Origin of the sequence: Bifidobacterium sp. ESL0775 (genome assembly GCF_029395475.1) — a bacterium.
In the GTDB taxonomy this organism is placed as follows: domain Bacteria; phylum Actinomycetota; class Actinomycetes; order Actinomycetales; family Bifidobacteriaceae; genus Bifidobacterium.
In genome coordinates this window covers 2,118,473-2,138,354 of record NZ_CP113917.1, presented here as the reverse complement: position 1 = coordinate 2,138,354, position 19,882 = coordinate 2,118,473, and the positions used below count along the sequence as shown (strand labels likewise).

Genomic DNA, 19,882 nt, shown 5'->3' with positions numbered 1-19,882 from the left:
TTATTCTCGCTGATGCGGCGCAATTACCAGCCAAGCACCATGTCGCACTGGCGATTGATACCTGCGCCGACGCGATTGACGAGTTCCTTGCGTTCGGTTGTTGAGCTTCCGTTGGGGGTTCTCAACGATTCAGGAGAAATCTTGAGTTTGGCTACGTCCGTGAGGGTAGATTTGGCTGTGTCATTGAATGTATCCGGCAGGATTTCGGCATAATGACGCAGCAAACCGGCAATGAGCTCCGCGTCGAGCTTCGCGTCTTGGCAGAGCTTGAGCCAGTGTTTCAGCTCCATGCGTTCGTAGTGGTATTCGCCGCCGATCGACATGGCCATCTTGCGCTCGCCCTTGCGGTCGCCGCGCTGGTCGTAAGCGAAAATCGAGGCGATATCGTAGAACGGTGCGAATCGTGGCGCCTCGCCGACTGGTTCAAGTATGGCATAGTTCTTGGCGTGCGCGTCCGTCCCGCCGATGAGGAAGTTGAGTATAAGCCCGATGACGAACTGGATGATGTCGGTCTCGCCGAGTTGGTTCGCCCGCAAAAATCGAATAATGGCAACGGCTCCCGGCCCACCTTCCGATTGGTATTTCTCCCGGGTCATGTAGCTCATCGCCTGGCACAAATCCTCCTGGTGAATGCGAATAACCTTGTCACTCCCGTCGGGATTGAGAGAATATGAACGGTCCCAGCGTGTGCTGACCAGTGCTGTCGTGCCCGCAAAGTTGCGGAACTCGGATTCGGAGACTTTCACCCAGAGTTTTTCCAGCGTTTTCATACAGACATATTCATCGAAAGCCTGTTCTTCCAATCCCGAGACTCCGGGTTTCAGGATGTGAGTGGTCGCCGCCGCACCAAGTGCTTCGAACCACTTTCCTTTGCTGCTTTTTCGTAAGGCGATTTTTCCTTGTGCCCCGTTCAGCGACCAGTGCTCATCGCTGTTCTGCCAATTGGGTTGCGAAGAAGACAACTCCAGCAGACGCTTGCCGATGATCTCTTCTGAAATCGGACGAAGCTGCTCTTGCCGCTTCAGTTCTTCGAGGTGGTCGCCATCCACAAATTGAATGCCGCCGGCGCAGTCGAGACCTACGGCGGAAAGCAATGAGAATGGGTTATTGGCTCTGACGTCGTAAAGATTTGCGATTCTTTGCCTTACCGCACGGTCGTCAGGTAATATTCCGTCGATGTAGGCTTCAACGGGTTTTCCGGTCCAAGGCTCTTTCTGAATGGGCATGGAAAGAGAGATTTGCGCTTTGGCCTCGGGAATATAGGTGAAGCTATGTTTGCCGTCGTTGTCTTCGCGCAATATTCCTACGGGTTCACCTTCTAGGTATGCGTATAGTTCTTTGCTTTTCATAAGTTTCGTTCTTTCTTGGTGAGGCATCAACCATGATGCGATACATGCATGCTACCAGTTGATGTTTATTTAGCATTTATGCTTTCAAGGAATGCAGCGGTCTTCTTTTCTCCTCGATTGGCTAATTCATTGAAGCTGACGTTTTTTGTCTTGGGCTTAGGCGCGGTTTTGATTGATTTCTTTGGCTTCGGTTTCTTGCTGGGCGATTGAGGTTCCTCTGGTAAATCCCATGAATATTGTGCGGTCCAGGTTATGTTGAGTGCGCTGAAAAGGGTGAGGATTCTTTCCAGCCCAGGATTGACGATTTTCCCGTTTTCCAATTGTGCGAGCCAAGAGCGAGGGATACTGGTACGTTTGGCGAGTTCGGTTTGCGTAAGTTTTGCGGCCTTGCGGGCATCGCGGATTGTCGCAGAAAGCTGTGGCATCGATCTGATGGCCGGGGAAAAGGTTTCTTTCATGGCTGTGGTTTCTGATTTGAATAGTTGTTTGATATAACGAATATTTTATAGTTGTTTGGTAAAACGAACAAATTGAAATTGTTCGATATAGCGAACAGCAGAATTGAGGTTGCTGTTGAACAATGAGGCAAGCTCTAAAGATGGTCAGTGTGATAATTGCAGAATGTAGCAGACTGATTACATTTTGAAAAAGTAACTATATGGCTACATTTATTGAAAGTTCTGAATTCAGTACATCGTCGAAATGCTCGGGAATTGAAACATTTGATAATTGTTCGGTATTCCGAACAATTTATGATTGTTCACTTTATCGAATAATGAAGGAATTAAAAGTTCAGAAAGTATTGGTTTTGTATTTAGGCACACACCCGAAGTGGGGCATTTAAAAATGGAATGGTGGAAAATAACGGTTCCTATTTTAAATGGGCCTATTTGGGTGTGCGGTTTCCAGGGAGCCTCACTTCTTCAGCCACTTGTCGCCGCGGGCTCGCAGGCCGTTGAAGACGCTGCGGCCGCCGATGAAAACGGTGTTGAAGACGGCCCAGAGCAAGATCATACGGACGGTGGAGTTGGGGTTGTAGGCGTTGTCGATGAAGTTGAGCGCGAGGACTAGCGGGAGGTAAATGAGGGTGACGATCGAGCAGGTGACGGCGAGGTATTTGTAGTCGCCGGCACCGATGAGGATGCCATCGAGCGCCCACATCCAGCCGGAGAGCGGTAGGAAGACCGCGACGACGATCATGCCGATAATAATGAGGTGTTGGATGGCCGCGTTCGGGCTGAAGAGGGGAGCGGCGAGGAAACCCAGCAGAACCAGCGCAATCCCGACCCCGGTGCCTCCGTAAAGTCCCGCACGCGCCGAGATTCGCGTCATCTCGCGGGCTCGCCCGTAACGTTTCGCGCCGATCTCCGTAGCTACCAGCGCCTGGCCGGAGATGCCGATGGCGTCAAGGATGTTCAACACGAAGTTCCAGCTGGAGTTGACGGCTTGGTAGGCGGCGAGCACCTGCGTGCCCATGTGCGTGGCAAGCACGACGGTCGCCACCAGGCAGATGCGCAGGGCGAGTGTGCGGATGAACAGTGGCAGGCCGTCGGCCGCGGTGGCGGTGATGCCCGAGATCCGCGGTGCGAGCGAAGCGCCGGCGTCGCGCGACCACTTCAATGAAGGGATGACCAGATAAATGCCCATAAACCACTGCGCGATCAGCGTCGCGAGCCCGGAACCCATGATGCCCATGCCGAGCCCGAAGACGAACAGGAAGTCAAGTGCGGTATTGAGCGCCGCGCCCAGAACGGCGGCGACAAGCGTGATGCGGACTTTCTTGAGCCCGCGGAAGATGCCGTTGGCCGCGTAAACGAGCAGCATTCCCGGAAGCCCGAAAATGACGGCCTGCAAATAAATAGTCGCGTTGTCGAGCACGTCGCCACGCGCCCCCATCAGCGAGCACAACGGTCGGGCACCAACGAAGAACGCCGCCGAAATAACAATGCCGATGATCAGCGCCAGCCAAAGTCCGTCGACTCCGGTCTCCAGCCCTTCGCGTTTGCGGCCGGCGCCCATGAGCTGTCCGACGCGCGAGGTGGTGCCGTAGGCGAGGAAATTGCACAGCCCCGCGACAGTGAGCAAAACCGTGGAGCCGATGGAAAGCCCGGCCAGCGCGGTGTCGCCGATATGGCCGACGATGGCCGTGTCGATCAGGACGAAAAGCGGGTCGGCGATGAGTTGGCCGAATGTGGGGATTGCCAGCGCCAGAATCTGCCGGTTGACGCGCTTGCGTTCGGCTTTGTCATACGTTTGTTCGCTGTTTGTTGCCTGGTCGTTTTGGTCGTAAGCCGTCATCCCGTCGTGCGCGTGCATGTCGTCTGCCGCTTGTTCGGTCTCTTTGTTGTCGCTTGTCTCTTGTTTCGTCACTGTGCTGATTCTTAGGTTTTCCGTAGTTTATGGGGCGTTTGCGATTGTCATTGTAACGGCGTTCGTGGTGGATCGCCAGAGAGGATATCAATTTCGTCTGGCCGCGATGGACGTCAGTGCGGCAGCGGTATTGGCGCTGCCCTCGGCTTTGATTCCGCATTCGCTTTCCGGCCATCGTGTATCGTATGGGTCCATGCCGTAGATAAGCACGGTGGCGCGAATGTTCGGCGCGGTATGGTAGTCCTTATTATTATGTTGCGCCACGCGCTACACTGATGTTTCGCTGTATGCTGTGGGTAAGTGGGTAATATGGCGAACGTAACCTCAAGACGTGAAGGAGCGGTTATGGCGGCTGGTAAGAAACTCGTCATCGTGGAGTCCCCGACCAAGGCCAAGAAGATTGGCGGCTATCTTGGCAAGGACTACACGGTCATGGCTTCGGTCGGCCATATCCGCGATCTGGCGCAACCAAGTCAGGTGCCTGCCTCCAAGAAGGCGAAATTCGGGCGGTTCGGTGTGGATGTCGATGACGGCTTCGAGCCGTATTACATCGTCGGGCCGGAAAAGAAGAAAACCGTTGCCGAACTCAAAAGCGCGCTGAAAGACGCCAGTGAACTTTACCTCGCGACTGATGAGGATCGCGAGGGCGAGGCCATCGCGTGGCACCTGGTGCAGACGCTTAAGCCCAAGGTCCCGGTTCACCGCATGGTCTTCCATGAGATCACCCCGGCCGCCATCAAAGACGCCGTTGGCAAGACCCGTGACGTGGACGCCAATATGGTCGACGCGCAGGAGACGCGGCGCGTGCTCGACAGGCTGTACGGCTATGAGCTTTCGCCAGTGCTCTGGCGCAAGGTCGGCCCGGGGCTTTCCGCCGGACGTGTGCAGTCCGTCGCCACGCGTCTGATCGTCGAGCGCGAACGGGAACGCATGGCGTTCGTGCGCTCGCCGTATTGGGATGTCATCGCCGAGCTCTCCGCGCCTGACGCGCAGGGTGAGAACGTTGATTTCGAGTCCCGAATGGTGTCGCTGGGTGGTTCGCGTTTGGCCAATTCGCGCGATTTCACCTCCACCGGTGCCTTGACTGCCGCCGCGCAAAAAGACAACGTCTGCCAACTTGATGAAGCGCAGACCAAGGCCGTTGCGCAAGCACTTGAGCATGCGCCGTTCACCGTGGTGTCGATGGAATCCAAGCCATACCACCGCCGTCCGGTGCCGCCGTTCACCACCTCGACCATGCAGCAGGCCGCCGGCAACCGGCTTTCGATGAGCTCGCGCCAGACCATGCGCGCCGCGCAGGGACTTTACGAAAACGGCTTCATCACTTATATGCGTACCGATTCCGTGACGCTTTCGCACGAGGCCATTGAAGCCGCCCGTGAGTCGGTCACGAAGAACTTCGGCAAGGAATATCTTTCCGACAAGCCCAAGCAGTACGCCACCAAAACCGCCGGCGCACAGGAAGCGCATGAATGCATCCGCCCTGCCGGCGCGAAGTTTCATGACCCCGCTGAGCTGGCGACGAAAGTGCCACCGGATCAACTGAAGCTCTACACCTTGATCTGGCAGCGCACGCTTGCCTCGCAGATGGCCGATGCCACCGGGTCTACGGCCACCGTCCGGCTTTCGGCGCCTGCCGGCGAGCGTGGTGAGGCCATCTTCCAGGCTTCCGGCACCGTCATCGAGTTTCCCGGATTCCTCAAAGCCTCCGGTTGGCCGCGTCGTCCTTCGGCTTCGGCATCGTCTACTTCCAAGGCCAAGGATGCCAAGGCTTCCAGCAAAACTGACAGGTCCGAAGACAACGAGGCGTTGCCGCCGATGAAAACCGGCGAGGTGCTCGACGCCACAGCGGTCACCGCCGATGGTCACGAGACCCAACCCCCTGCCCGCTATACGGAGGCGTCGCTGGTCAAGACGCTCGAGGCCAAGGAAATCGGTCGTCCATCGACTTATGCCAGCATCATCTCCACAATCATCGACCGTGGTTACGTCTATGAGCGAGGCCGTGCGCTGATCCCGTCCTGGCTGGCTTTCGCGGTGACCAAGCTCTTGGAAACCAACTTCCCAAAATATGTGGACTACCAGTTCACCGCCGACATGGAAAACGGACTCGATAAGATCGCCCAAGGCGAGGAAACCAGCAAGGAATGGCTCACCCGCTTTTACTTTGGCGACGGCAAGGACGCGGCGAAATCGCAGGACGAGGCGCATGAAGGCCTGCAGCAGCAGGTTGCGCAGCTCGGCGACATCGACGCCCGCGCCATCAACACCATCGAAATCGGCGACGGCCTGCAGGTGCGCGTCGGCCGCTATGGCCCCTATCTTGAGGACACGAAGAACTTGGACACCGAGGGCAACCCCAAGCGCGCCTCGATTCCCGAGACGATGGCTCCCGACGAACTGACCATCGAAGCCGGCCACGAGCTCATCAAGAACAACGCGGGCGGTCCGCGCGTCTTGGGCAAGGATCCCGTGACCGGAGGCACCGTGGAAGTCCGTAGTGGACGGTTCGGGCCGTATGTGGCGCTGATCTCGCCCGAAGCCGAGGCCGAAATGAAGGCCGAACGCGAGGCGAAGGCGGAAGCGGCGAAGGCTGCCGAGGCCGCTGGTGCTGCCGATGGCAAGACTTCTGCGAAGTCGACCAAAACCACCAAGACCCGTGCCAAGAAAACCGCCAAATCAACGGCGCCCAAGCCCAAGATGGCCTCGCTGTTCAAGACGATGAGTCCTGACACAGTTACGCTCGAAGAGGCGTTGAAGTTGCTGAGCCTGCCGCGCGAGGTCGGCAAATACGACGAGACCGACGCCAAAACCGGCGAGACCAACGAGGCCGTCGTCACCGCGAGCAACGGACGTTACGGTCCCTACCTCACCAAGAAAGGCGCGGACGGCAAGTCCGAGACGCGTTCGCTTGGCAGCGAGGACGAGATTTTCACGGTCGACCTGGACAAGGCCAAGGCGCTGTTCGCTCAGCCGAAGTACGGCCGCGGGCGTGGCAGGGGAGCGGCCAAGCCGCCGCTGCGCGACCTCGGAGCCGATCCGGAGAACGGCAAGAACGTGACCATCAAGGACGGTTTCTACGGTGCCTACATCACCGACGGCGAGACCAACCGCACGCTCCCGAAGCAGTACACTCCGGAGTCCATCGACCCGGCCACCGCCTTCCAGCTGCTCGCCGAAAAGCGCGCCGCCGGCCCGTCCAAGCGCCGCGGCCGTCGCAAGACGACGACCCGCAAGTCGACAACTCGCAAGTCGACAACTCGCAAGTCCACTGCCAAAAAGACCACAACCCGTAGGGCTGCGGTCAAGAAGTAAAACACGAATCTGTATTACATGTTACCGTTGCTCTTATCCCATCTCTGTCATTAAAGAGGTGGGATAAGTCATTGCATGGTGTTTTATCTGATGCCCTTCGCACCGTTTTCGTTTTTTGGGCATCGGAACAGAATCTCGTGGTTCGTGCCTATAAGTGATTACGTGATTTCCTGAGTAGTGTGGTACGGGAAATTCATGACTTGCCAACGATTGAAGCCAAGCAGAAAACGCAATGTGGATAATGAGTAGCCGTTGCCGATGATTGTGGACAACTGGCAGGCATAACCTGTGACACGCCTCAAATGTGGATAACCCCTAGCGTTCGACCACAGTGGCCTGTTTTGCCTCGGGAATTTTGCGTTTTGTGCTTCGATGGAATCAACGGAGATTCCATGCAAGTGAAAGGAACGGGATACGGTGGCTCAATCGAAGGCAAACAGCAGCAAACGCAGTCATGCAAAGATAAGGGTTCCAGTTCGGTCCCGTGGAGCCCGGGGTACTTCGCGTCCTCCCGCATTTCCGCTACAATTGGCGGTATTGCAGGAGGAAAGGAGGTGCAACATGGAGTGCGATAATTTCCTTGAGGAAGATGGTATTCGGCTGGGATATGACGACGACACGGTGACCATTACGGAAATCGGGTATGGCAGGAAAGCGGTGCTTGATGACGACGGGAATATCTTATCGTCGACTTTCCCGAAAGATAGCCTGGATTTTGTTCATCGGTATTTTCGGCAGAACTACAAGATGATTGAGCGTGCCCGGTCAATAGATCGGAAGTATGCGCATGACTGAACTGTTTCGCGTGATGGGTTATTCGGTGTTTTTCAGCTCTCAAGATATGCATCATGGTGTCCATGTGCATGTCGGTAAGGGACGAAAACGTGACCTTGGTAAATTCATTTTGACCAAAGATGGCCATGCTTGGCTGGCGCACAATCGGGGTGAGCTTTCCGAGTATGAGATTCTCAAGATACAGGATGCGGTCGAAGGCAGATACGAAAAAATTGTTTATCGGTGGTCACGCCAATTCGGCGATGATTACCATTTCGATAAATAGGCATGAACCATTGTCGGTCTTTCATCCGCGGTGTCCACGTTTAAAGTACTGGCGTGTCGGATAATTGAAGTGGATTTGGAAGCTATTCATAAGTGGAATTGAGAATCATGAGCGGTGTGTTTATTTCGTTTGAGGGCGTCGACGGGGTGGGGAAGACCACACAGGTCGAGCGCTTGCAGCGTTATGTCGAAGAGCTGGGGCGCGAGGTTGTGGTCACCCGCGAGCCGGGCGGCACGAAGTTGGGCGTGGCGTTGCGGCGGTTGCTGTTGCATGGAGGCGAGATCGCGCCGCGCACTGAAGCGCTGCTGTTCGCCGCCGATCGTGCCCAGCATGTCGCCGAGGTCATCCGGCCGGCGCTTGCGCGTGGGGCTGTGGTCATTTCCGACCGCTATATTGATTCGTCGCTGGCCTACCAAGCCGGAGGGCGCGAGCTGACGCAAGAGGAAGTGTGGAACTTGAGCCTGTGGGCGACGAACAATTTGCTGCCGGAACGCACGTACCTGCTTGATATGGATCCGGCGGCTTCGCACAACCGGCTTGACCACAGCGAGGACCGCATGGAGTCGGCCGGCGACGGCTTCCAGGAGCGTACGCGTCAGGCGTTCCTCGATTTGGCGGCGCAGGAGCGCTCGCGGTTCAAGGTCATCGACGCCTCGAAGCCGATTGACGAGGTCTGGGATCAGATTCGTGCCGATGCCGATGGCCTGCTGGAGGATTGGTCGTGTGGGTTGTAGGTTTGCGTCCCATGGCTGATAGGGCGGTTGATGGATTTTGAAGTGGTGAATAACGAGAAAGTTTAGTTGTAATACTTTCTGTTGTGAGTGAGAATTTCCGGGAAATGCCACGGCTGTGGTTGAAACCGGGATGAATTGCCGATGAAGCGTGGATTTATCCGTCATCGGTGGTTGGCAATAGTGTGGGAATACGAAACAAGTGGAGGAACAATGAGCGTATGGGACTCGATCGTCGGCCAGGACCAGGTCGTGGCGCGGCTGCGCGCCGTCGCGTCCGGCGATCCCAAGGCCATCGCGCAATCCTGGCTGATTTGTGGTCCTCCCGGATCCGGCCGCTCCAATGTGGCGCGGGCGTTCGCCGCGGCTTTGGAAAGCCCGACCCATGGCTTGTCCGATGAGCCGGAACGCTCGAGTGAGCAGGTTTTGGCCGGAACACATCCCGATGTCAGCGTTTTGGCGACCGACAAGATTACCATCGGCATTGACGAGGTGCGCGATCTTATCGAGACCTCCGAGCAGACGCCGAGCATCGCCCCTTGGCGGATCATCGTCATCGAAGACGTCGACCGCATGCTCGAGCGCACCACCAATGTGCTGTTGAAGGAGATCGAGGAGCCAAGCCCCCACACGATTTGGCTGTTGTGCGCGCCAAGCCCCGAGGACGTGCTGCCGACCATCCGCTCCCGCACGCGCATCGTCAACCTCGCGGTGCCATCCACGCAAGCCGTGGCGAAATTCCTGGAAACGCACGACCATATCGAGCCCAAAACCGCGGCTCGTGCGGCTCGTCTGGCCGAAGGGCATATCGGTGTGGCCCGTCTCTATGCCACCAACGAACGGGTGATGAGCGACCGGGCGGAGCTGGTGTCTGGGGTGTTGAACCTTCGTCGCGCCTCGGATGCCGTGCTGCTTGCGGGCCGGCTCATTGACAACGCCAAGGCCCAGGCGCAATCCGACGTCGAGGATCAGGCCGCCAAGCAGGAAGCGGAATTCCGGCATGTCAACGGCTTAGGCGAAAAGGACCGCATACCGCCCAAGCTGCGTAGCGCGTTCAACCAGATCGGCAAGAAGACCGAGATCAAGCGCCGGGCGACTCGTCGGAGCCGCGATGTGCTCGACCGCGACCTGAACACCATCGCCAGCATCTACCGTGATGTGGCGGTTTTGCAGAACAACGCCGAACAATCGGTAGGTCTGATCAACCTCGAGAACCGTTCGTCGATCACCAATCTCGCCGAGAGCCTCACCCGTCAGGGTGTGGTCGACCGCCTTGATGCCGTCTCCGTCGCCCGCCGCCGGCTCAACGGCAACAGCAACCAGACCATCCTCTTCGAGGCTCTGTTCTGCGCGTTGTTGCCGTAATTTGCAACAAAGTATATGTATTACAGATATTCGGCTATGAAGCTGAAATTCAGGGAGTGAAAAGAGCCATATCAAAGGAACACGGAAGTACGGGAAACCCTGATGCGTGCTTCCGGCGTGAGGCCTTGCCGTCAGCGCGGGTCGGCCATGTCGCTGGTGCCGATGCGCGGCGCCGATGTCGATTCCCTGCGGATCACCTGCGGCGGGAACGCGGTGTGCGAAGGCAGGTGGTGACGTCCTCCGCGCTTGAGCTCGATGAGCAGCAGCGCCTCCTCCGCCATTGATTCGTACGGTGGCCTCAGCGAGGTGATGGAGGGATGGTAGGCGGCGGCCAGTTGGGAATCGCCAAAGCCGATGACCTTGACCTCGCCGGGAACCGGGATGCCGAGCCGTTGCAGCGCCATCATCGCCCCGATGGCGATATCGTCGGAAGAGCAGATGATGGCGTTTGGATGGTCCTCCGGGTCGGCGAAGGCCTTGAGCGTGTCGTCGTAGCCGCGTTGGATGGTGCAGTCGCCGAAAGTGGTCCATTCGGGTTCGTGCAGGTAACCGGTGATCTGGTCGGAGTTCTGGAAGGCGACGAAAGCGTCCGGCGCCGTGTCGGTATCCATGTTCGGGCTCATGAACATGATCGACGTGCCATTGTGGTCGGTGATGTGGGTGACCGCCTCGCGCATGCTGGCGACCCCGTCGATGCCGACCCAATTGACTTTGGAGGAGGTGCTGCGCCCGGAAATCTGCACGATGGGCGTCTTCTCGGAGGCCGAGCGCGCGATGATTTCGGAAAGATCAGCCCCGGGGACAGGGATGACTACAAGCCCGTCCACGCCACGCGCGATCAGCGAATCGATACACTCGCTCTGCTCGTCGGCCGTCTCACCCATGCTGGCCAGGATGTATTTACCGTCTTCGCGCGCCCGTGGCTCGAGTTTGGAAAGCAGTTGCGAGCTGAAGGTGTCGATGGGGCTGGGGACCACCACACCCAAGGTGTTGGTGATGTCGCTTCTCAGGCTGCTGGCTGCGGGATTGGCGGAATAATGAAGTTTTTCAGCAGCGTCACGCACACGCCGTGCGATGTCGTCGTCTTTTTTGCGACGTCCCGAAAGCACGCGTGAGACGGTGGCGGTGGACACCTTGGCGAGTGCCGCCACCTCGGTGATGGAATTGTTCGGGCTATCCGGGTGACGCTTACGGGCCCGTGGTTTCATGTGAGTGCTCCAGCTTGGTGGTGGGTCAGTTTTATTGGACCGAGTGACTCATAATGGCCAATAAAACTTACGAACAACGCTTCCATTGTAGTCCGGCTCCTGCTAACGGAGCCGGACTACAATACGCTACTCGGCCTTGGTAAGCGTTTCGATGAGGTCGTCCGCCACTTTTTCGGCGTTGTCGCCCTCGACGACGACGGCGACCTCGTCGCCCTTCTGGATGCCCAGGCCCATGACCGAAAGGATGCTTCCGGCGTTCACCGGAGCCCCGCTCCCCTTGGCGATGGTGGCGGTGCAGCCCGAGGCGGTGACCGCCTGCACGAACTGCGAGGCCGGACGTGCGTGGATGCCGACCGGATCTGTGATGGTTGTGGTGCGTGTTGCCGTTGCCATAAGACACTCCTTTGATGTTGTGGACAGGCCCGTTATGGGTATTGAACAGACAAAAGTATAGCATCGGGGAATCCCTTTGGGGTGAAATTGAGAAAACGATTACCGTTTTTGCAAAGCGGATTTTAGTGTGTATAATGAGTCGAGCTGAAAGCTTTACTCAAAGTTGATGGCGGCGGCCTATGTTGTCGTGGACGACTCAATGGGCTGTCGAAGCCAAGAAGTCAAGGAGTGAATATGCATATTGTCGGTGCAGGTATTGGTCGCGGCGCGGCGGTGGGTCCGGTCCTTCGTTTTTCGGCGCCCCTGCCGGAGCCCTCGAAGGAGCCGCGTAGCGCCTCGAAAAGCGCGGAATCCGAAATCGCGCGTGTCGACGTTTCGCTGGGCAAAGTCAACGACGATCTGAAGCGTCGTTCGGCGCAGGCCGCCAAAGGCGACAAGGGCGCCCAGCAAGCCGCCCCGATTCTTGAGGCTTTGGCCCAGATGGCCGCCGACCCTGCATTGTCGGATTCCATCAAGCAGCACATCAATGACGGGCAGAGCGCCGAACGCGCGGTATTCGAGGGCTTCGCCGGTTTCGAGCAGACGCTGACCAATATCGGTGGATACATGGCCGAGCGCGCCGCCGACCTGCACGATGTCGGTCAGCGCGTCATCGCCGATCTGATGGGCGTTCCGGCCCCCGGCATCCCGCAAAGCGACAAGCCATTTGTCTTGGTTGCGCAGGATCTTTCGCCTGCCGACACCGCCGCTCTGGACTTGACCAAGGTCCTGGCCATCGTCACCAGCCAAGGCGGCCCGACCAGCCACACCGCGATTCTGGCGCGTGCCCGTGGCATCGTGGCCGTTGTCTCCGCAGCTGGGGCCGATGATTTGCAGAACGGCACCACGGTGGTGGTTGATGCCCGTCATGGCGAGGTCATCTCCGATCCAACGCAAGAGCAGATCGACCAGGCCGAGGCCGTCAAGGCCCGTGTGGCCCAGGCCAAGCAACTGCGTGGCAAGGCCGGTTCCTTCAAGGACGGCCATCCGATCCCGCTGCTGGCCAATGTCGGCAAGCCCGAAGACGCTGATCCGGCGCTCGAGTACGGCGCGGAAGGTGTGGGCCTGTTCCGCACGGAGTTCCTCTTCCTTGGCAACGAGCAGGCTCCGAGCGTCGAGGAGCAGACCAAGGCGTACGCCGAGCTGCTCAGCCGCTTCCTGGGCAAGAAGGTCGTCATCCGTCTGCTCGACGCTGGCGCCGACAAGCCGCTGCCGTTCCTCACTCCTGAGGACGAGCCCAATCCGGCGCTTGGCCTTCGCGGCCTGCGCACCCTGCGCGTCCACCAGCAGGTCCTGAACGACCAGCTCGACGCCTTGGCCGCCGCCGACGCCCAGACCAACGCCGATTTGTGGGTGATGGTCCCCATGGTCACCGACGAGCAGGAAGCTGATTACTTCGTGAAGCTTGGCAAGTCCAAGGGTTTGAAGAAAGTCGGCATTATGGCTGAGATCCCTTCGATCGCCTTCATGGCCGAGGAAGTCTCCAAGGTAGCCGATTTTGTCTCCATTGGCACCAACGACCTGACGCAATACACGCTGGCCGCCGACCGCACGTTGGGCTCCGTTTCCAACTATCAGACCGCATGGCACCCGGCGGTGCTGCGCGCCATCAAGATGATCGCGGACGCGGGCAACGCCAACGGCATGCCGGTGGGTGTGTGCGGCGAGGCCGCCGCCGATCCGGAACTCGCTGTGGTGCTTGCCGCCATCGGCGTCAATTCCCTGTCGATGACCCCGGTCGCGTTGGACAACGTTCGCGCCCAGCTCGCCGACACCACGTGGGAGGAAGCGCAGGAAAAGGCCGATCAGGCCCTTCACGGCGCCTTCTACCACTCGATCATGGCGGAATGATCTGTACAAAACATAAGTAAACAGCGCAACTGAAAAACATTCGGGATATCACGGATGTCCCGCACAAGAAAGGAAAGATCGTGGCCAACAACGATGCAAAAAGCGATATCGACGGCTTCCTGCCCGATTCCTCGTTCCTGCTGGACGTGCCTGCCAAGGACTGGAAGGACGCCATTCGCCTGGCCGGCAAGGGCCTGGTGGCTTCAGGTTTCACCACCGATGCCTACACCGACGAGATGATTGCCACCGTGGAGAAGATGGGTCCTTACATCGTCATCGCCCCCGGCATGGCGCTGGCCCATTCCCGCCCGTCCGACGCGGTGCTCCACACCGGCCTGAGCTGGGTGAGGCTTTCCACGCCGGTCGAGTTCGGCAACAAGGCCAATGACCCGGTGACCCTGGTGATCGGCCTTGCCGGACACGACGAGAGCGAGCACATCAAGGTGATGTCCGCCATCGCGGGCGCGCTTTCCAAGCCCGAGAAGGTCAAGGCCCTGGCGGACGCCAAGACGCCTGAGGCCATCCGGGACATCCTCAACCAATGATCCAGACTTCGGCATACGGGAGAGGCAAGAATCCGCTTGTTCCGTAACCGTTATTTGTATCGCGCTCGGCACCCGTCGGTGCGCAGATATGTCAACAGAAACTGAAAGGAGAATATCATGGATATTCTTTGCGTTTGCGGCAACGGAATCGGAACCTCCGTGTTGCTCAAGGTCAATGTCGAGAACGTCGCGGCCGACTTGGGCATGGATGTCACCGTCACCACTTCGGATGCGGGCAGCGCCAAGGGCACGGCCAACATGAACGACCTGGTGCTCACCTCCCCGCAGCTCGCCCCCGAGCTCGAAGGCACCACCACGCCCGTCGAGACCGTCCAGAACTTCATGGATACCGATGAGATTAAGGGCATCCTCGAGAAGTACGCGGACTGAATAAAAAATTTGCCGGCAGGGCCACGGCTTGGAAACCACAAGGAATCCGAAGGCGTGGCCGCTGGCGTGTTCATCGTGCGTAGATTGTAATACGTTCGATGGCGACCCAACAACAGAGATAAAAAGAATAGATAAGAAAGAGGACTAAGAACAATGAACGTTCTTATCGATGTGCTGAACTTTATCAGTCAGCAGATTCTCAACGTCCCCGCGTACCTGATCGGTATCGTGGCGGCGATTGGCCTCATCGCGCTGAAACGTAGCGCGGGCCAGGTCATCGCGGGCGGCTTGAAGGCGGCCATGGGCTACCTCATCCTCGGCGCAGGCGCCACGGTCGTGACCAGTGCGTTGGCTCCGTTCGGCCAGCTGGTCTTCACGGCCACCGGCGCCCACGGCGTCGTGCCGACCAACGAGGTCATCACCGCCCAGGCTTCCAGCCAGTTCGGTGCGGCTTCGGCCTACATCATCGTGCTGAGCTTCATCATCATGCTGCTGCTCGCGCGCTTCACCCCGCTGAAGTATGTCTTCCTGACCGGCCACCACATGGTCTTCATGTCCACGCTGCTGGCCTTGGTGCTCTCCTTCGGCTTCGGCAAGAGCAATCAGACCCTCGTCGTGATTGTCGGCGCCGTGCTGATGGGCGTGATCATGGTGGTCATGCCTTCCTTCACCCAGCCGTTCACCAACCGCGTCACCGGTGGCGACCAGCTCTCCGTCGGCCACTTCAACTCCCTCGGCTATGCCGTTTCCGGCGCCATCGGCGCTGCTGTCGGCAAGAAGTCCAAGTCCACTGAGGACATCAACTTCCCGAAGGGCCTGAGCTTCCTTCGTGACTCCATGGTCTCCACCACGCTGCTTATGGTCGTCCTCTACCTGATCTTCGCCATCTGGGCGGCTATCGTCAGCCCCTGGAACGTCGTCAAGAAGATCTTCCCGAGCAACCCGGCCGATTACGGCGCCTTCTTCATGGCCGCGTTCGCGCAGGCCCTGCAGTTCGGCATCGGCGTGAGCATCATCCTCTACGGCGTTCGTATCATCCTCGGCGAGCTCGTCCCCGCCTTCCAGGGCATCGCCAAGAGGGTCGTCCCCGGCGCCAAGCCCGCGCTCGACATCCCGATCGTCTTCCCCTATGGCCCGAACGCCTCCCTCATCGGCTTCCTCTCCTCCTTCGCTGGTGGTCTCGTCGCCCTGGTGCTTATCGGTTTCTGGCTTGGACCCGCTTGGGGCGTCGCCCTCATCCTGCCCGGCATGGTTCCCCACTTCTTCGATGGTGGCGGTGCCGGTGTGTTCGGCAACGCGACCGGTGGTCGTATCGGCGCCATCCTCGGTGGTTTCGTCAACGGCCTGCTGATTACTTTCCTGCCTGCCTTGCTGATGACTGTCATGGGCACTTTCGGTCTCAAGAACTCCACCTTCGGCGATGCGGACTTCTGCTGGTATGGCACGATCGCCGGCAAGCTTGCCGGCTTCGGCCCTGTCGCCGGTGGCATCGCGCTGATCATCTTTGCCGTCGTCCTGTTCGCGATTGCCTGCGTCTGGCAGGTCAAGGTCGTCAACACCGGTTGGCTGCCTGGTGCCAAGCATGCTGAGTTCATCGCTGAGGTCAAGAAGCAGGAAGACGCCGAGAAGGCTGCCGCCAAGGCCGCTGCCAAGGCTGCCAAGGCTGACGCCGCGAAGGCCTGAATCGAATATCCAACAATCTGATCCGGTCGGTGGTTTCACCGGCCGGTTGGGTTATCGGTGTTTCACTTGCGTTGCGTTGCCTGCCTATTGATTTCATTGGTTTCGATGATTCTCGATAGCGGCAGGCACACAACCCCGTCCCAGCCCTCCCTGCCGAGGGTTGGGATTTTTCTTACTATCTCTAAATTGGATAAAATGGAGTATTCCATGGAATTAAATCGCTATCTGGATCACACGTTGCTCAAGCCGGAGGCCACGGCCGCGCAGATCGACAAAGTCGTGGGCGAGGCCCGCGACAACCATTTCTATTCCGTGATGGTCAATCCTTATTGGGTTCCGCGTGTACACGAGGAGCTGAAGGGCTCGGATGTGCTCACCGCCTGCGTCATCGGGTTCCCGCTTGGCGCCAACACCACGGCCATCAAGGTCGCGGAAAGCAAGCAGGCCATCGCCGACGGTGCCGACGAGCTCGACATGGTGATGAACATCGGCGAGATGAAGGGCGGCAATTACGACAAGGTGAGCGAGGACATCAAGGCCGTCGTCGACACCTGTCACGAGGCGGGCAAGGTCGTCAAGGTCATCATCGAGACGGCTTTGCTGACCGATGACGAGATCGCCAAGGCCAGCGAGCTGGTCGCCGACGCGGGTGCCGATTTTGTCAAGACGTCGACCGGCTTCTCGACTCGTGGCGCCTCCGTCCATGACGTGGAGATCATGAAGGCGGCCGTCGGTGACCGCATCAAGGTCAAGGCCGCGGGTGGCATCCACACCCGTGAGGATGCCGAGGCGATGATCGCCGCCGGTGCCGAGCGCCTCGGTGTCAGCGCCAGCATGGCCATCATCGGCAAGGCCTGATTCCCTGGCTTGCGCTGTCTGTCTCGCCTTTGGCAAGGTCGGAGCCGTCGTACGCGAAACTTGATTGTTGGTTTGTTATGCTCGCGTCCTGATGGGTTGGAGTTGGTACCTGCCAGTGCTTGTATGACAAACGATAAGCTGTATGACCAATCCCTTATCCCAACCCTCTTACCAGGGTTGGGATTTTTTATGTCCCGGCGTATTTCGTCACAAGCCTGAGCGATACTGGAACCATGAAGATTTCAGCAGATTTCACGACCGTTCCCGACGATTTCACGGGTGCCGCGGCGCCGGAATACAAGGTCGACGGCACGCCGATCGTCTCGTTCCCGTTCTACATCGACGAAGTGCAGGCCAACATGCATTACCTGCACTGGCAGCTCACGGATCCGGATTCGATTCCGGTCTGTGGCTTCGAATGGATCCACTGGTCGGCGGCCAACGTGCCGATCGACGCGCTGATGTTCGATTTCAACGATTCGCACGCCCTGCAGATTCCGCCGGACTTTTCACGTCAACTGCCGACGATGATCCCCGAGGCCGCGCAAGGCCGCACCAGCGCCGCCAGCAAGTTCGTGGGTTCGAGCAATCCAGTGGTGACGATGCACTACAACGGCCCGACCCCGCCCGACAAGCCGCATGGCTATGTGCTTCACGCCTGGGCCACCGTCAATCCGCTGCCGGAAATGCGTCAGGGCTTCTGGCTGAACGACTTCTATCACAAGATCCTCGCCTACGACGGCCCGATTGATGATGCCGAGATCACCTTCATCGGCAATCCGGCGAAATAACGACGATTTCGGAAGCCCAAAATCGCAAAGGATGATTCACCGTTCATGGCTGCAGATGTGCTTGATGTGGCCGGTGACGGGACTCGGTTTCAGCTGTCTCATGTTGCGATTGGAATGCGTTCACGGATAATGAGACAACCGGCGGATTCCGTTGAATTGGATAAGCGTAACCGTTAACATACAAATAAAGGTATTTTGTCGCGTAGGACGCGCGTGAAATTCAATGAGAGGAACAAGAAATATGGCATGCACCACCATTCTGGTCGGCAAGGACGCGAGCTATGACGGGTCGACCATCGTCGCCCGCAACGAGGACTCGATGAACGGGAAATTTGACCCGAAGCGCTACATTGTGGTCCGTCCCGAGGATATGACCAAGCGTTATCGCAGCGTGCAGACCCACGCCGAGGTCGAGTTGCCGGACAACCCGATGCAATACACCGCAGTACCCAACGTCGACCAGTCCGAGGGCTTCTGGGGCGAAGCCGGCGTCAACGAGGCGAACGTCGCCATCAGCGCCACCGAGACGCTGACCACCAACGAGCGCGTGCTGGGTGCCGATCCGTTCGTCCAATTCGCTCCCGCCAAGGGGAAGGTTGGCGAGCCCGGCTACGTGCCGGAGGTCGCTGGCGGCGTCGGCGAAGAGGACTTCCTGCCGATCATCCTGCCGTATATCAAGACGGCCCGCGAAGGCGTGGAGCGCCTGGGTGCGTTCCTGGAGAAGTACGGCACTTACGAGATGAACGGCATCGCCTTCAGCGACGTGAACGAGATTTGGTGGATGGAGACCGTCGGCGGCCACCATTGGATTGCCAAGCGCGTGCCTGACGAGGCCTACGTCACCATGCCCAACCAGCTCGGCATCGACGAGTTCGACCTTGAGGACGCGTTGGGCGAGCAGAAGGAGCACATGTGCTCGCCGGACCTGGCCGAGTTCATCGAGGCTAACCACCTCGACCTCGCCGTCGAGGCGACCACGCCGTTCAATCCGCGCGACGCCTTCGGTTCCCATTCCGACGCGGACCACGTTTACAACACCCCGCGCGCCTGGTTCATGCAGCGTTTCTTCAATCCCTACGACGAGGTCTGGGACGGCCCGGACGCCGACCACACCCCGGAATCCGACGATATCCCGTGGGCCCGCCAGCCGGAGCGCAAGATCACCATCGAGGACATCAAATACGTGCTGAGCTCGCACTTCCAGGGCACGAAGTTCGACCCGTACGGCCACCTCGGCGACGAGCACACGCGCCACATGTACCGCGTCATCGGCATCAACCGCCAGAGCCACCTCTCGCTGGTGCAGATTCGCCCGTACCGCCCGCAGTCCAGCCGTACGCTCCAGTGGATCACCTACGGCTCCAACGTCTTCAACACCCTCGTGCCGTTCTATCCGAACGTCGAGGCGACCCCGGAGTACTTCGGCGGCACCACCATGCGCGTGACTTCCGAGAACTTCTACTGGGCCAACCGCATCATCGCGGCGCTGTGCAACTTTACCTACGCCGAGAACTACAACGCCATCGAGCGTTACCAGCAGAAGACCGGCGGCATGGCGCACCGCATGATCGCCGCCACCGACGAACAGGTCGCCAAGCTGGGCGGCGACAAGGAGGCCAGCGCCGAGTCGATGGCCCAGGCCGAGCTCAACGCCGGCAACCCCGAGGGCGACGTCGAGCCCATGGAGCCTGACCAGATCATCGCCGCCACCCGCAACGCGGAGGTGCGCGAGATACTCAAGGCCGCGAACCAGTCGATGTCCGACCAGATCAAGGCCGAGACCGACGACCTGCTCAACATCGTCCTGCACAACGCGTCCCTGCAGATGGCCAACGCCTTCAACCGCTCCGACAACTGAGTCGCTGCCCTCGTGACGATTCATCTGTGCCCCTAACCCATGTGGAACCTGAAGTTTCGGTAGGGTTAGGGGCACA

General features: G+C 58.7%; 18 protein-coding genes. 12 read left to right on the top strand and 6 right to left on the bottom strand.

Features of this window, described 5'->3' with window-relative positions; all coding sequences use genetic code 11:
- Positions 1-23 precede the first annotated feature (23 nt).
- From OZX73_RS08370 to OZX73_RS08355, 4 genes are all read right to left on the bottom strand, one after another.
- A complete protein-coding gene (locus OZX73_RS08370; RefSeq protein ID WP_277149329.1) occupies positions 24-1,349 on the bottom strand; it encodes a type II toxin-antitoxin system HipA family toxin in 1,326 nt (441 codons plus the stop codon).
- Between the two features lie 65 nt (positions 1,350-1,414).
- Entirely contained in the window at positions 1,415-1,807 is a 393-nt protein-coding gene (locus OZX73_RS08365; RefSeq protein ID WP_277149328.1) for a helix-turn-helix transcriptional regulator, read from the bottom strand.
- A gap of 457 nt (positions 1,808-2,264) precedes the next feature.
- On the bottom strand, positions 2,265-3,665 hold the full coding sequence (locus OZX73_RS08360; RefSeq protein ID WP_277150973.1) for an MATE family efflux transporter: 1,401 nt from the start codon (positions 3,663-3,665) through the stop codon (positions 2,265-2,267).
- 141 nt (positions 3,666-3,806) lie between these two features.
- Positions 3,807-3,983 carry a hypothetical protein gene (locus OZX73_RS08355; protein WP_277149327.1) on the bottom strand — a complete coding sequence of 59 codons (177 nt, stop codon included), beginning with the start codon at positions 3,981-3,983 and terminating at the stop codon, positions 3,807-3,809.
- A gap of 81 nt (positions 3,984-4,064) precedes the next feature.
- Between OZX73_RS08355 and topA the strand changes: the two genes are divergently transcribed.
- The 5 genes from topA to OZX73_RS08330 all read left to right on the top strand — a co-directional run bounded on the left by topA (position 4,065) and on the right by OZX73_RS08330 (position 10,190).
- Positions 4,065-7,034 (top strand): type I DNA topoisomerase, encoded by a 2,970-nt coding sequence (gene topA / locus OZX73_RS08350; RefSeq protein WP_277149326.1) that lies wholly within the window; start codon positions 4,065-4,067, stop codon positions 7,032-7,034.
- Between the two features lie 561 nt (positions 7,035-7,595).
- On the top strand, positions 7,596-7,829 hold the full coding sequence (locus tag OZX73_RS08345) for a hypothetical protein (protein ID WP_277149325.1): 234 nt from the start codon (positions 7,596-7,598) through the stop codon (positions 7,827-7,829).
- Complete coding sequence (locus OZX73_RS08340) at positions 7,822-8,094, top strand: DUF4160 domain-containing protein (protein WP_277149324.1); 273 nt, start codon at positions 7,822-7,824, stop codon at positions 8,092-8,094. The genes OZX73_RS08345 and OZX73_RS08340 overlap by 8 nt, the downstream gene beginning before the upstream one ends.
- 107 nt (positions 8,095-8,201) lie before the next feature.
- Positions 8,202-8,828 (top strand): dTMP kinase, encoded by a 627-nt coding sequence (tmk, locus tag OZX73_RS08335; protein ID WP_277149323.1) that lies wholly within the window; start codon positions 8,202-8,204, stop codon positions 8,826-8,828.
- Positions 8,829-9,038: 210 nt separating this feature from the next.
- The gene (locus OZX73_RS08330) at positions 9,039-10,190 is read left to right on the top strand and encodes a DNA polymerase III subunit delta' (protein ID WP_277149322.1); all 1,152 of its coding nucleotides are present in this window, start codon (positions 9,039-9,041) and stop codon (positions 10,188-10,190) included.
- A gap of 131 nt (positions 10,191-10,321) precedes the next feature.
- Here the strand turns inward: OZX73_RS08330 and OZX73_RS08325 are convergent, their stop codons facing one another.
- Complete coding sequence (locus tag OZX73_RS08325) at positions 10,322-11,398, bottom strand: LacI family DNA-binding transcriptional regulator (protein ID WP_277149320.1); 1,077 nt, start codon at positions 11,396-11,398, stop codon at positions 10,322-10,324.
- A 126-nt stretch (positions 11,399-11,524) separates the two neighbouring features.
- Entirely contained in the window at positions 11,525-11,791 is a 267-nt protein-coding gene (locus OZX73_RS08320; protein WP_277149318.1) for an HPr family phosphocarrier protein, read from the bottom strand.
- Positions 11,792-12,025: 234 nt separating this feature from the next.
- On the opposite strand from OZX73_RS08320, the gene ptsP reads away from it, so the two are divergent.
- The 7 genes from ptsP (at position 12,026) to OZX73_RS08285 (ending at position 19,806) form a co-directional block, all read left to right on the top strand.
- On the top strand, positions 12,026-13,681 hold the full coding sequence (gene ptsP / locus OZX73_RS08315) for a phosphoenolpyruvate--protein phosphotransferase (protein WP_277149316.1): 1,656 nt from the start codon (positions 12,026-12,028) through the stop codon (positions 13,679-13,681).
- Between the two features lie 80 nt (positions 13,682-13,761).
- Positions 13,762-14,226, top strand: a complete 465-nt coding sequence (locus OZX73_RS08310) for a PTS sugar transporter subunit IIA (protein WP_277149314.1) — start codon at positions 13,762-13,764, stop codon at positions 14,224-14,226.
- A 117-nt stretch (positions 14,227-14,343) separates the two neighbouring features.
- On the top strand, positions 14,344-14,616 hold the full coding sequence (locus OZX73_RS08305; RefSeq protein ID WP_277149312.1) for a PTS sugar transporter subunit IIB: 273 nt from the start codon (positions 14,344-14,346) through the stop codon (positions 14,614-14,616).
- A gap of 153 nt (positions 14,617-14,769) precedes the next feature.
- Positions 14,770-16,299 (top strand): PTS ascorbate transporter subunit IIC, encoded by a 1,530-nt coding sequence (locus OZX73_RS08300; RefSeq protein ID WP_277149310.1) that lies wholly within the window; start codon positions 14,770-14,772, stop codon positions 16,297-16,299.
- A 207-nt stretch (positions 16,300-16,506) separates the two neighbouring features.
- Positions 16,507-17,157, top strand: a complete 651-nt coding sequence (gene deoC, locus OZX73_RS08295; protein WP_277149308.1) for a deoxyribose-phosphate aldolase — start codon at positions 16,507-16,509, stop codon at positions 17,155-17,157.
- Positions 17,158-17,390: 233 nt separating this feature from the next.
- Positions 17,391-17,948 carry a YbhB/YbcL family Raf kinase inhibitor-like protein gene (locus OZX73_RS08290; protein ID WP_277149306.1) on the top strand — a complete coding sequence of 186 codons (558 nt, stop codon included), beginning with the start codon at positions 17,391-17,393 and terminating at the stop codon, positions 17,946-17,948.
- 241 nt (positions 17,949-18,189) lie between these two features.
- Complete coding sequence (locus tag OZX73_RS08285; RefSeq protein ID WP_277149304.1) at positions 18,190-19,806, top strand: C69 family dipeptidase; 1,617 nt, start codon at positions 18,190-18,192, stop codon at positions 19,804-19,806.
- Positions 19,807-19,882: the final 76 nt, after the last annotated feature.